Raw genomic sequence first — 12749 nt, forward strand, 5'->3', positions numbered from 1 at the left:
CCGTCCGCCAGAATGGGCGGCATGAGCGACATCGACACGGCGGACGCCCAGGCGCTCGCAGACCGCGTCCGCGAGCTGGAGTCCGAGAACGCCCGTCTCGCCGCGGAGGCTGCACCCGCACCGCGCTCCCGCCCCGCCGGAGGCCGATGGCGCACGGCCGTGTCCGCCATCTGCATCGTGGTCGCCGCCATCCTCGTGCCGGTCTCCATCGTCAGCGCGTGGGCGCGCGTCCAGCTGGTCGAGGAGGACGCGTTCGTCGCCACCCTCGCACCGCTGGTCGACGACCCCGCCGTCCAGGCGCTCGTCATCGACGAGACGATGGACGCCGTCACCGCGCAGGTCGACTTCCACGAGCTCACGTCTTCCCTGTTCGGGGGGCTGGCCGACATCGACGGCATGCCGCCGCGCGCCGCGCAGGTGCTCCAGATGCTGGAGGCGCCCGCCGCGGACGGCCTCGAGAACCTGGTCCACCAGGCGGTGACGCGCGTCGTCGAGTCGGATGCCTTCTCCGATGTCTGGGCGACCGCCACGCGCGCCGCGCACCGGGCGCTCACGACCGCGGCCACCTCCGACGGCGGCGGCCTCGTCGTCCGCACCGACGACGGTGTCGGCATCCAGCTCGGCGCCATCGTCGAGACCGTCAAGCAGCGCCTCACGGACCGAGGGGTCAGCGCGGCGCAGCTCATCCCCGCGATCGACCACGTCGTCATCATCGGCACGGGAGAGAACCTCGCGCTCATCCGCACCGGATACGCCCTGGCCACGACGCTCGGATGGTGGCTGCCCGTCATCACCCTCGTGCTGTTCGGGCTCGGCATCGCCATCGCACGTCGCCGCAGCGTCGCCGTGCTCGGCACAGGTCTCGGCATCGCGATCGGGGCCGGAGCCCTCGCCGCGACGCTGTCCATCGGCAACACCGCGATGCAGATCGTCGCGACCGACCTCGCGCTCTCGCCGTCCGCGATCGAGGTCATCTACGGTCAGCTGGTCGCCGCCATGGCGCAGACGGCCATCGTCCTCTCGCTGCTCGGCGTCTTCGTCGCCGTGCTCGGCTGGGCGATGGGCGGCTCGTCGCCCGCCCAGGGCGCGCGTGGCGCCGTCCACGGCATGAACTCCGCCGCTCGACGGCAGCTCGCGTCGCGCGGGTTCGACACCGGAGGCTTCGGCGGATGGCTTGCCCGCCACAAGGTGCTCGTGCGCACGATCATCGCCGTGCTCGCCGTCCTGTGGCTGTTCGCGCTGCGCCCGTTGTCCATCGGCGACGTGGTGCTCGTGATCGTGGTCGCGTTCGGCGTCGCCTGGATCCTCGAGCTGCTCCAGCGCCGTGCCGAAGAGCACGTCGTCGTCGAAGCTGTCGTGGACGACGCCGCCGCACCCGTCGAGGTCGTCGAGGAGTCCGAGGTCATCGAGATCGAGCCTGTCAAGGCGACGGATGCCGCGACCGTGGGGGCCGCGGCATCCGACTCGAAGAAGTCCCCGAAGGGCTAGACCGCCGCGCCCACCTTGTCGCGGATCGAACGCGTGGCCTCGATGATGTTGCGGAGGGACTCCACCGTCTCGTCGTAGCCGCGCGTCTTGAGCCCGCAGTCGGGGTTGACCCAGACCTGACGCAGCGGCAGCTCGGTGGCGGCGCGGTCGAGGAGGTCGGCGACCTCGGCGACCGACGGCACGCGCGGCGAGTGGATGTCGTAGACGCCCGGGCCGATGCCGTGGGTGAAGCCCGACGCGGCGATGTCGCCGATGACCTCCCCACGGCTGCGGGCGGCCTCGATCGAGGTGACATCCGCGTCGAGAGCGGCGATCGCATCGATCACGACGTCGAACTCCGAGTAGCAGAGGTGGGTGTGCACCTGTGTCTGCTCGGCGGCGCCGGCCGTCGACAGCCGGAACGAGCCGACCGACCACTCGAGGTACGCCGGCTGGTCCGCCTTCTTCAGCGGCAGGAGCTCTCGCAGAGCGGGCTCGTCCACCTGGATCACGCCGATGCCGGCGGCCTCGAGGTCGGCGATCTCGTCGCGCAGCGCCAGGGCGACCTGGTTCGCTGTGTCGGCGAGGGGCTGGTCGTCGCGCACGAACGACCAGGCGAGGATCGTCACCGGTCCCGTGAGCATGCCCTTCATGGGCTTCTCGGTGAGAGACTGCGCGAACGTCGACCAGGCGACCGTGATCGGCGCCGGGCGCGACACGTCGCCCCACAGGATCGACGGGCGCGTCGCGCGCGAGCCGTAGGACTGCACCCATCCGTTCTGCGTCACGTCGAATCCGTCGAGGTTCTCGGCGAAGTACTGCACCATGTCGTTGCGCTCGGCCTCGCCGTGCACCAGGACGTCGAGTCCGAGGTCCTCCTGCAGCGTCACGACGCGCGCGATCTCGTCGCGGAGGAACTGCTCGTACTCCTCGGTCGTGATCTCGCCCTTGCCGTGGCGGGCGCGCGCACGGCGGATGTCGCCCGTCTGCGGGAACGACCCGATCGTCGTGGTCGGCAGCACCGGGAGCCCGAGGGCGAGCTCCTGCGCAGCGACGCGGGCTTCGTAGTCCCCGCGGTCGAAGTCGTCCGAGGTCAGCGCCGCCGCGCGCTCGCGCACAGCGCCGTCGCGGACACCGGGCGCGCTCTGGCGGTCGGCGAGAGCAGCGGATGCCGCGGCCACCTCCGTCTCGATGGCCGATGCGCCGGCCTCCAGGCCGCGGGCGAGCGTGACGACCTGGGCGGTCTTCTGGTCGGCGAACGCCAGCCACGAGGCCAGGCGGGGGTCGAGCTCGCTCTCGTCGGCGACGTCGTGCGGCACGTGCTGCAGCGACGTCGACGTGCCGGCGGAGATGCTCGCCGCACCGAGCTCCTCGAGCGCCTCGAGCTTCGCCCACGCGCCGGCGAGGTCGCCGCGCCAGATGTTGCGTCCGTCGATCACGCCGCCGACGAGCGTCTTGGTCGCGAGGCCCTCAGCGGCCGCAGGCACCGAACCGCGCGTGAGGTCGATCGCGAGCGCCTCGACCGGAGCGGCGGCGAGCGCCGCCCAGGCCTCGGCCGACAGCTGTGCATAGCCGGCCGTCACGAGGATCGAGGGGCGGTCGGCCGCTCCGCCGAGCGCGGCGTAGGCGCGCGAAGCAGCCTCCGCCAGCGACGCAGCCGTCGCGGGGAGGCTCTCGCTCACGAGGGCGGGCTCGTCGAGCTGCACCCACTCGGCACCGGCGGCGCGCAGCGAGGCGAGGAGCTCGGCGTACACGGGCAGCAGGTCGTCCAGACGGCTGAGCGGGTCGAACCCTTCCGGTGCGGCATCCGTCGCCTTCGCGAGGGCGAGGAGCGTGACCGGGCCCACGACGACCGGGCGGACCGTGAAGCCGTCGGCCTTCGCCTCGGCGACCTGGCGGGCGAAGCGGTCGCTCGACAGCGCGAAGGACGTCTCGGGGCCGATCTCGGGCACGAGGTAGTGGTAGTTCGTGTCGAACCACTTCGTCATCTCGAGCGGGGCGTTCTCGCCCGCGCCGCGTGCAGCGGTGAAGGAGGCGCCGAGTCCGACGGTGCCGTCCTCGTCACGGAGATCGGCGAACCGCTCGGGCAGCGCGCCGACGGCGACGGCCGCGTCGAGCACCTGGTCGTAGTACGAGAACGACTCGGGGATCGACGAGTCCGTGCGACCGAGGCCGAGCTCGGCCAGGCGCTCACGCGTCGCACGGCGGAGGTCGGCCGCGGTCGCCTCGAGGGTGGCTTCGTCGGAACGTCCTGCCCAGTGCGACTCGACGGCGCGCTTGAGCTCGCGGCGACGTCCGATGCGGGGGTAGCCGAGGATCGTTCCGCGGGGGAAGTCGGGGGTGTTTTCGGTCATCGTGCGGCTTCCTTCTCGAGGGGGTGGGTGAGGATTCCGGCGTCGCGGAGGACCGCGAGCACCGTCTCATGGCTGTTGAACGCGTACAGATGGACCCCCGGTGCACCGCCGGCGACGACGTCGCGGGCCAATTCGGCCGCGTACTCGATGCCGAGCGCACGCTGGCCCTCCGGGGTGGGCTCGACCTCGAGTGCGATGGCGAGCTCGGCGGGCAGCTCCTCGCCGCTGAGCTCGAGCACGCGACGAAGACGCGAGGGCGAGGTGATCGGCATGATGCCGGGGAGGATCGGGATGCTCACGCCTGCCTCGCGCGAGCGCTGCACGAAGGCGAGATAGTCGTCGGCGTGGAAGAACAGCTGCGTGATCGCGAGGGTCGCGCCGGCGGCCTGCTTCGCCAGCAGCGCGTCGATGTGCTCGCGCGGATGCCGCGATCGGGGATGCCCGTTGGGGAACGCCGCCACCGCGATGTCGACCTTCGGGCGCGGTTCCACCTGCACAGCGCCCGGGACACCGGGGATCGTGCGTTCGCTGTAGGGCGCGCGCTCCGCCTGCACCCGGTCGATCAGCTGGACGAGCTGGGCCGAGCTCTCGAGGTCGCCGAGGAACTGCTCGCCCTCGGACGCTCCCGCCGGCGGGTCGCCACGGAGGGCGAGGAAGCTCGTGATCCCGGCATCCAGGAACTCTCGGATCAGCGCGTTCGCACCGGCGTACGTGCTCCCGACGCATGTGAGGTGGGCCAGCGGCGCCACATCGGTCTCACGGAGGATGTGGCGCAGAAGGTCGAGCGAGCGCCCGCCGGTCGATCCGCCGGCCCCGTAGGTGACCGAGATGAAGCGCGGCCGGGCCGCGGCGAGCTGCCGGATCGTCTCGTGGAGGGCGAGGTCCCCCGCTTCGGACTTGGGCGGGTAGACCTCGAACGAGAACGGCACCGGAGGGGTACTGAGGTCGATCGACATGTCGTGATTCTCGGATCGGGTACGGACGAATGGCCGGGCGGCCGCGGACGGCGCGCGCACGGGGTAACCGGCGGCGCGGTGTCATCGCGGGCGGGTGCCGGGCTCGGCTGTCGCTCCCTGCCCGGCCCCGGGATTGCTCTCGAGGACCGTCCGCGTGGGACAACCGGGCGACGATGGGTCCAAGCTAGCGGAGGCCCGTCCGCAACCCCCTCCCTGTGACCTTGTGTTTCGCCGTACCTTGGTGTCGTGACGACCTCGCTCCCGTACGGAACCTGGCCCTCCCCGCTCTCCGCCGAGGCGGTGTCGGCGGCATCGCTGCGACTCGAGGGGGCGCGATTCGTCGGCGACGAGGTGTGGTGGGGCGAGTCGGTGCCCGAGGAGGGCGGCCGCACCACGGTGCGCCGGAGAACGTCATCCGGCGAAGTCGTCGATGTCATTCCGGCGCCGTGGAGCGCACGGTCCCGGGTGCACGAGTACGGCGGCGGCGCGTGGACGACGGTCGCGGGCGACGCCCTCGTCTTCGTCGAGAAGGCCGACCAGCGCGTGTGGCGGGTGGAGCCGGGTGAGAAGCCGCGACCGCTGACCCCGATGGCGGGCGACATGCGCTTCGGCGGTCTGACGTGGCAGGGCGGACGCCTCCTCGCTGTCCGCGAGACGCATCGCGACGACGCGCCCCCGCACCGGGACATCGTCGAGATCCCCATCGACGGGGCGGGCGCGTGGGATGCCGCGACCCTCCCGTCGCTCGTCGAGGACAGCGACTTCTTCGCCCACCTCGCGCTGTCGCCTGACGGCTCTCACCTCGCCTGGATCTCGTGGAACCATCCCGACATGCCGTGGGACCGCTCAGAGCTGCGGGTCGGCCGGCTGGAGGGCGGGCTCGTCGCCGAGTGGACCACCGTCGCAGGCGGCACCACCGCCCCGCTGCAGCCCGTCTGGATCGACGACGTCGACATCCTCTACAGCGACGATCCGACAGGACGGTGGAACCTGACGCGACTCCGTCTCACCGCAGACCTGCGCCACGACGCGGTCGCGCCCGCCGACGCCGACACCGGCGGACCGCTGTGGGTGCTCGGCGATCGCTGGTTCGCGCGGCTCGACGACGGCCGGACCGCCGCGGTGCGCACCAACGGAACGGACGAGCTCGTCGTGATCGACACCGACGGCTCGGTCACCCCGGTGCCCGTGGAGCCCTTCTGGGGGCTGTCGATCCAGGATGTCCGCGGCACCCGCCTGCTGCTGAGCGGCGCCGGGGCCGACGGCACCGGCCTCTGGGCGGTCGACGTCGACGATCCGTCCGGGGCCGAGCCGGTGGTCGGCGGGATATCGCCCTGGGGTTCCGAGTGGATGCCCCGGGCACGCGCGGTGACCGTCGACGGACCGCGCGGAGCCGTTCACGCCTTCGACTATCCTCCGACGAACCCCGACGCCACCGGGCCCGACGGGGAGCTTCCGCCGTACGTCGTGTTCGTGCACGGTGGCCCGACCACCCATGTCGGAGGCGCGGCATCCGCGAAGATCGCGTACTTCACCAGCCGAGGGATCGGCGTGCTCGACGTGAACTACGGCGGGTCGAGCGGCTACGGCCGCGCGTATCGCGAACGCCTGCTCGGCCAGTGGGGCGTGGTCGACGTCGACGACGTGATCGCCGCCGCGCAGGGGCACGCCGCCGCCGGCGCCGCAGACCCCGAACGGCTCGCGGTCGCGGGCGGGTCGGCCGGCGGCTGGACGGTGCTGTGCGCGCTGACGCTGTCGGATGCCTTCGCCGCCGGCATCAGCCGCTACGGCGTGGCCGACCTCCGGCGACTCGCCGAGGACACGCACGACTTCGAGGCACGCTACCTCGACAGCATGGTCGGGCCGCTGCCCGAGGCCGAGGCGCTCTACGTCGCGCGCTCTCCGCTGTCACGGCTGGATCGGCTGCGCACGCCGCTTCTCATCGAGCAGGGTCTCGACGACCTCGTGGTGCCGCCCTCGCAGGCCGAGGCGCTGCGCGACGCCCTGGCCGCGAACGGCATTCCCCACGCGTACCTCGCGTTCGAGGGCGAGGGGCACGGGTTCCGCCGTGCCGAGACCGTGGTGCGCCAGCTCGAAGCGGAAGTGGCCTTCCTCGGACGGGTGTTCGGGTTCGAGCCGCCGGGAATCCCGACGCTCGAGCTCGACTAGGCCCCGCCGTCAGCGCGCGAACGGCGCGAGACGCGCGGCGAGGTGCTCGCCGACGCGGGCGTGCACCGCCGTGCCGCCCTCCTCGTGCGCCTGCGACAGGATCATGCCGTGCTCGTGGATGGCCGAGACGAGGTCGCCGCGGTCGTAGGGGACGAGAACGTCGACCTCGACGGCCGGAAGCGGCAGCGCCGCCTCGATCGCCGCGCGCAGCTCGTCGATGCCCTCGCCTGTGCGGGACGAGGCGAAGAGCGCCTTCGGCTCGAGACCGCGCAGCAGCAGGCGGGTGTCCTCGTCGACGAGGTCGGCCTTGTTGAAGACCACCAGCTCCGGGATGTCGCGTCCCCCGACGTCGCCGATGACATCGCGAACCGTGGCCAGCTGGGCGGCGGGGTCGGGGTGCGAGCCGTCGACCACATGGACGATGACGTCGGAGCCGCCGACCTCCTCCAGAGTGGAGCGGAACGCCTCGACGAGCTGGTGCGGCAGGTTGCGGACGAAGCCGACCGTGTCGGTCAGGGTGTAGACCCGGCCGTCGGTCGTCTCGGACCGGCGGACCGTGGCATCCAGCGTCGCGAACAGCGCGTTCTCGACCAGCACGCCCGCGCTCGTGAGGCGATTGAGCAGGCTCGACTTGCCGGCGTTCGTGTAGCCGGCGATCGCGACGGACGGGATCGTGTTGCGCTTGCGCTCGGCGCGCTTGGCGTCGCGCGCGGGCGCGAAGTCGCGGATCTGACGGCGCAGCAGGGCCATCTTCGTGCGGATGCGACGGCGGTCCAGTTCGATCTTGGTCTCACCGGGTCCGCGCGAGCCCATGCCCGCGCCGCCGGCGCCCACCTGGCCGCCGGCCTGGCGGCTCATCGAGTCGCCCCAGCCGCGCAGGCGCGGGAGGAGGTATTCGAGCTGGGCGAGCTCGACCTGGGCTTTGCCCTCGCGGCTCTTGGCGTGCTGGCTGAAGATGTCGAGGATCACGGTCGTGCGGTCGATCACCTTGACCTTCACGACGTCTTCGAGCGCACGGCGCTGACTGGGTGCGAGCTCGGTGTCGGCGATCACGGTGTCGGCGCCGACCGCCGCGACGATGTCCTTCAGCTCCTGCGCCTTGCCCCGGCCGACGTACGTCGCGGCATCGGGGTGGGGCCGTCGCTGCAGCACACCGTCGAGGACGACGGCGCCGGCGGTCTCGGCGAGGGCGGCGAGCTCGCGGAGCGAGTTCTCCGCGTCCTCCTGCGCACCCTGCGGGTGGACGCCGACGAGGACGACGTTCTCGAGCCGCAGCTGCCGGTACTCGACCTCGGTGACGTCTTCGAGCTCGGTCGAGAGGCCGGGCACGCGACGCAGCGCGGCACGCTCCTCGCGGTCCCACTGGTCGCCGTCGGTCTCGGCGCGTCCGATCGTGGCGTCGTCCTGCAGCGCCTGAGCGGCGCCGAACACGCGCACCCCGGAGCGCGCTTCGGCGCGCGCCAGCACGCGATCCACCGGGTCGACCTGGTCGACCGGCGTCTCGTCCGTGCTCTGGGGTGTTGTCGTATCCGTCATGTGTTCCTTTCGAGATCCTCGTTTCCGCGAGTGATCTGCGGCTTCCGAGGCATCCGTGAATTCTAGTCCTGCTCGATGCGCCCCTGCCCCGAACTCCGGCATGCCGACGTGCTCCCCACACGGGGAGGACCTCCGCTACGCTCGACAGCCATGGGAAGCGACCACTACTTCAGCGCTTCCCCCGCAAGCGCCGAGAATCTGCGTCGCATCCGTGTCACCCTTGCGGGGCGTGACGTCGAGGTGACGACCGCAGGCGGGGTGTTCAGCCCCGATCATGTCGACACGGGCACCGCGGTGCTCTTCGCCAACACTCCCCCGCCGCCACCCGGCGGGAACCTGCTCGACCTCGGCTCTGGTTGGGGGCCGATCGCGCTCACACTCGCGATCGAATCGCCGCACGCGACCGTCTGGGCGGTGGACGTCAACGAGCGTGCACTCGACCTCGTCCGCCGCAACGCGGCCGCGCTCGGGCTCGACAATGTCAACGCCGCCCTGCCCGACGATGTTCCCGACGACGTCGTGTTCCGCGGCATCCGCTCGAATCCGCCGATCCGCGTCGGCAAGAACGAGCTGCACGGTCTGCTCGAGCGCTGGATCCCGCGACTCGACGAACGCGCCGACGCCTGGCTCGTCGTGCAGCGCAACCTCGGCTCGGACTCGCTGCAGCGATGGCTCGCGGCGACGTTCGAGCACGGCTACAGCGTCCATCGCGCCGCGACCGGTCGAGGCTTCCGCGTGCTGAAGGTGCGACGCCACGGCTCTCCGCGCAGCGAGCCGATCGACCTGCCCTGATCGGCCGGGGGCGTCAGGCGAGAGTGACCTCGCCCGAGTAGACCAGCGTCGCCGGGCCGGAGAGCAGCACGTGCCGCTCGCCGCCGACCTCCGGCATCCGCACCCCGAGGACCCCGCCGGGGACCTCGACGCTCCAATGATCGGGCGCGGCCGGACCGGCCCAGTGACGCACCGCGAGCGCGGCCGCCGCGACGCCGGTGCCGCAGCTGAGCGTCTCGCCGACGCCCCGTTCGAAGACCCGCATGCGGATCGATCCGACGCCCTCGTGCACCAGCGGATCGCTCGGCACGACGAACTCCACGTTCGCGCCGTTCACGGGCTCCGGATGCAGCTGCGCCAGCACCGAGAGGTCGAGGCCCTCGAGCTCGCGGTGATCGGGCAGGGCGACGACGATGTGCGGATTGCCGACGTCGATGCCGAGCCCGGGCCGCGGAGCGCCGATGCCCCGTGCGCGCACGAGCACGTCGTCCTGTTCGACGCGCCAGGGGCCCAGGTCGACCTCGAAGCCGAGATCGCTGCGGGTGATCGTCTTCACACCGGCGCGCGTGCCGATCGCGAGCGGCTCGCCGTCGAGCGAGGCCCAGCCGACGTCCGCGAGGTAGCGGGCGAACACACGGATGCCGTTGCCGCACATCTCTGCGCGCGAGCCGTCGGCGTTGCGGTAGTCCATGAACCACTCGACACCGGATGCCGCGGCATCCGCTCCCTCGTCGATCGCGGTCGTGCGCACCACACGGAGGATCCCGTCGCCGCCGATTCCGAAGCGGCGATCGCACAGCACCGCGACCTGGTCGTTGGAGAGGTCGAGTTCGCCGTCGGGGTCGGGCACGATCACGAAGTCGTTGCCCGTGCCGTGCCCTTTCGTGAAGGAGACGGTCTGCGGCATCCCCACAGTCTAGAGGCGTCCGATCCGTCCGGGATCAGGCGTGTACCCGTCTACGACGAGCTCGGAGCGGATCTCAGAGCACGTCCGGCAGTTCGGCCACGGGATGCCCCGGCGCCACCCAGGTGACATCGTCGTAGCGCTTGAACCACGAGACCTGACGACGGGCATAGCGCCGCGTGAGCGCCTGGGTCTCGGCGATCGCCTCGGCCTCGGTCTGCGCGCCCCGGAGCTGGGCGAGCGCCTGGGCGTACCCGATCGCCCGGCGCGCGGTGACGCCGTCCTCGATGCCCGCACTGCGAAGCGCCTCGACCTCGGCCAGCAGTCCGTCGCGCCACATCCCGGTCACGCGCTCGTCGAGGCGCGCGACGAGCTCCTCACGCGCGACGGCGACGCCGATCACCGTGGTCGGGTCGTGCCAGAGCACCGGCACCTCGGGCAGGACGGCGCCGTGCGTCCGCTCCCCCAGCTCCAGCACCTCGAGCGCGCGCACGACGCGGCGCCCGTTGCGCGGGTCGACCCGTGCGGCGGTCACCGGATCACGGTCGCGCAGGCGCGCGAACAGGGTACCGGGACCGTGCTCGTCGAGTTCGGCCTCGAGTCGCGCGCGCACTTCGGCGTCGCGCGGCGGGAAGCGGAAGTCGAAGAGCACGCTCGACACGTACAGGCCCGAGCCGCCGACCAGTACGGCGTCGGCTCCGCGCGCGTGGATCTCGGCGATCGTGCGGCGCGCGGCATCCTGATACCACGCGACGGCGGCGTCGTCTGTGACGTCGAGCGCGTCGAAGAGATGGTGCGGGATGCCTCGCCTCTGGCCCTCCGGGAGCTTCGCCGTGCCGATGTCCATGCCGCGGTACAGCTGCATGGCGTCCGCGTTGACGATCTCGGCCGGTCGCCCGGCGGCGCCGAGCGCCTCGGCGAGATCGAGCGAGAGGGCGGTCTTGCCGGTCCCGGTCGCGCCGACGACCGCCCACAGCCGGGGCGGCCGGGACGGGACGGACGCGGTCACACCCCGATGCGCAGCGTCGGGAGGCCGAGCGAGACAGCGCGAGGTGCGCCGGCCTTGCCGGCGGGCGAGGGAACGCCGCAGGACTCGGCCTGCGTGCGGTCCCAGGCATCGCCCGACCGCGTGCGGCGGATGCGGAGCGGTGCGCCGTCGACGCTGTCGGCGAGCAGATGGAAGGGCGCCGCGTGGGTGACGACGACCGACACGATGTCACCGGGACGCGGCAGGTCGGACCCCTCGGGAACTTCGAAGTGCACGAGGCGGTTGTCTTCGGCGCGACCCGTCAGCCGGTGGGTCTCGGCATCCTTCTTGCCCTCACCCGTGGAGACGAGCACCCGGACCTCACGGCCCAGCTGCTTCTGGTTCTCTTCGAGCGAGATGCGCTCTTGAAGGGCGACGAGCCTCTCATAGCGGGCCTGCACGACGGCCTTGGGAACCTGATCCGGCATCGTCGCTGCCGGAGTGCCCTCGCGGATCGAGTACTGGAAGGTGAACGCGCTGGCGAAACGGGCCTGCTCGACGACCCGCATCGTCTCTTCGAAGTCCTCTTCGGTCTCGCCGGGGAAGCCCACGATGATGTCGGTCGAGATCGCGGCGTTCGGGATCCTGTCGCGGACGCGATCGAGGATGCCGAGGAACCGCTCGCTGCGGTACGACCGGCGCATGGCCTTGAGGATGCGGTCGCTGCCCGACTGGAGCGGCATGTGCAGCTGAGGCATGACGGCGGGGGTCTCCGCCATGGCGTCGATGACGTCGTCGGTGAAGGCGGCGGGGTGGGGGCTCGTGAAGCGGATGCGCTCGAGGCCCGGGATCTCGCCGGCGGCGCGCAGCAGTTTGCCGAACGCCTGACGGTCGCCGAACTCGACACCGTAGGAGTTGACGTTCTGCCCGAGGAGGGTGACCTCCATCGCGCCGTCGTCGACGAGCAGGCGGATCTCGTTCAGGATGTCGCCGGGCCGGCGATCCTTCTCCTTGCCGCGCAGACTCGGAACGATGCAGAACGTGCACGTGTTGTTGCAGCCGACGGAGATCGACACCCAGCCGCTGTAGATGCTGTCGCGCTTGGTCGGCAGCGTCGAAGGGAAGACCTCGAGCGACTCGAGGATCTCGAGCTCCGCGTCGCCGTTGTGGCGCGCGCGCTCGAGAAGGCTCGGCAGCGAACCCATGTTGTGCGTGCCGAACACGACGTCGACCCAGGGCGCTTTGTCGAGGACCGCGTCCTTGTCCATCTGCGCGAGGCAGCCGCCGACGGCGATCTGCATGCCGTCGTGCTTGTCCTTGCGGGACTTCAGGTGGCCGAGCGTGCCGTAGAGCTTGCCCGCGGCGTTGTCGCGTACGGCGCAGGTGTTGATGACGACGACATCGGCTTCGGCGCCGGCTTCGACGCGGACGTAGCCTGCGCTCTCGAGCGATCCCGAGAGACGCTCGGAGTCGTGCACGTTCATCTGGCAGCCGAAGGTGCGCACCTCGTAGGTGCGGGCCCGGCCGTCGGCGCCGACGGCGGCCTCGGACGGCGCAATGAGCGTCGGGATGTTGGACGGGGTGGTCATGATGAGTGTCATTCTACGAGCCGACGATGGGAGACC

General features: G+C 71.5%; 9 protein-coding genes. 3 read left to right on the forward strand and 6 right to left on the reverse strand.

Going from position 1 to position 12749, the window contains the following annotated elements; all coding sequences use genetic code 11:
* The first annotated feature begins 21 nt into the window (after positions 1 to 21).
* A complete protein-coding gene (locus EER34_RS00190; RefSeq protein ID WP_127472584.1) occupies positions 22 to 1488 on the forward strand; it encodes a hypothetical protein in 1467 nt (488 codons plus the stop codon).
* On the opposite strand, the gene metE is transcribed toward EER34_RS00190, so the two are convergent.
* A complete protein-coding gene (gene metE / locus EER34_RS00195) occupies positions 1485 to 3821 on the reverse strand; it encodes a 5-methyltetrahydropteroyltriglutamate--homocysteine S-methyltransferase (RefSeq protein ID WP_127472585.1) in 2337 nt (778 codons plus the stop codon). The genes EER34_RS00190 and metE overlap by 4 nt on opposite strands.
* Positions 3818 to 4777 (reverse strand): methylenetetrahydrofolate reductase, encoded by a 960-nt coding sequence (locus EER34_RS00200; RefSeq protein ID WP_127472586.1) that lies wholly within the window; start codon positions 4775 to 4777, stop codon positions 3818 to 3820. Before EER34_RS00200 ends, metE begins: the two co-directional genes overlap by 4 nt.
* Before the next feature lie 246 nt (positions 4778 to 5023).
* Between EER34_RS00200 and EER34_RS00205 the strand changes: the two genes are divergently transcribed.
* A complete protein-coding gene (locus tag EER34_RS00205; RefSeq protein WP_127472587.1) occupies positions 5024 to 6946 on the forward strand; it encodes a S9 family peptidase in 1923 nt (640 codons plus the stop codon).
* A 9-nt stretch (positions 6947 to 6955) separates the two neighbouring features.
* Here the strand turns inward: EER34_RS00205 and hflX are convergent, their stop codons facing one another.
* Complete coding sequence (gene hflX / locus EER34_RS00210) at positions 6956 to 8482, reverse strand: GTPase HflX (RefSeq protein WP_127472588.1); 1527 nt, start codon at positions 8480 to 8482, stop codon at positions 6956 to 6958.
* A gap of 150 nt (positions 8483 to 8632) precedes the next feature.
* On the opposite strand from hflX, the gene EER34_RS00215 reads away from it, so the two are divergent.
* Positions 8633 to 9274 (forward strand): class I SAM-dependent methyltransferase, encoded by a 642-nt coding sequence (locus tag EER34_RS00215; protein ID WP_127472589.1) that lies wholly within the window; start codon positions 8633 to 8635, stop codon positions 9272 to 9274.
* A 13-nt stretch (positions 9275 to 9287) separates the two neighbouring features.
* On the opposite strand, the gene dapF is transcribed toward EER34_RS00215, so the two are convergent.
* From dapF to miaB, 3 genes are all read right to left on the reverse strand, one after another.
* Entirely contained in the window at positions 9288 to 10160 is an 873-nt protein-coding gene (gene dapF / locus EER34_RS00220; protein ID WP_127472590.1) for a diaminopimelate epimerase, read from the reverse strand.
* Positions 10161 to 10233: 73 nt separating this feature from the next.
* Positions 10234 to 11166, reverse strand: coding sequence for a tRNA (adenosine(37)-N6)-dimethylallyltransferase MiaA (miaA, locus tag EER34_RS00225; protein WP_127472591.1), 933 nt, complete (start codon positions 11164 to 11166; stop codon positions 10234 to 10236).
* Positions 11163 to 12713 (reverse strand): tRNA (N6-isopentenyl adenosine(37)-C2)-methylthiotransferase MiaB, encoded by a 1551-nt coding sequence (gene miaB, locus EER34_RS00230; protein ID WP_127472592.1) that lies wholly within the window; start codon positions 12711 to 12713, stop codon positions 11163 to 11165. The genes miaA and miaB overlap by 4 nt, the downstream gene beginning before the upstream one ends.
* Positions 12714 to 12749: the final 36 nt, after the last annotated feature.

It is taken from the genome of Microbacterium sulfonylureivorans (genome assembly GCF_003999995.1).
GTDB lineage: Bacteria > Actinomycetota > Actinomycetes > Actinomycetales > Microbacteriaceae > Microbacterium > Microbacterium sulfonylureivorans.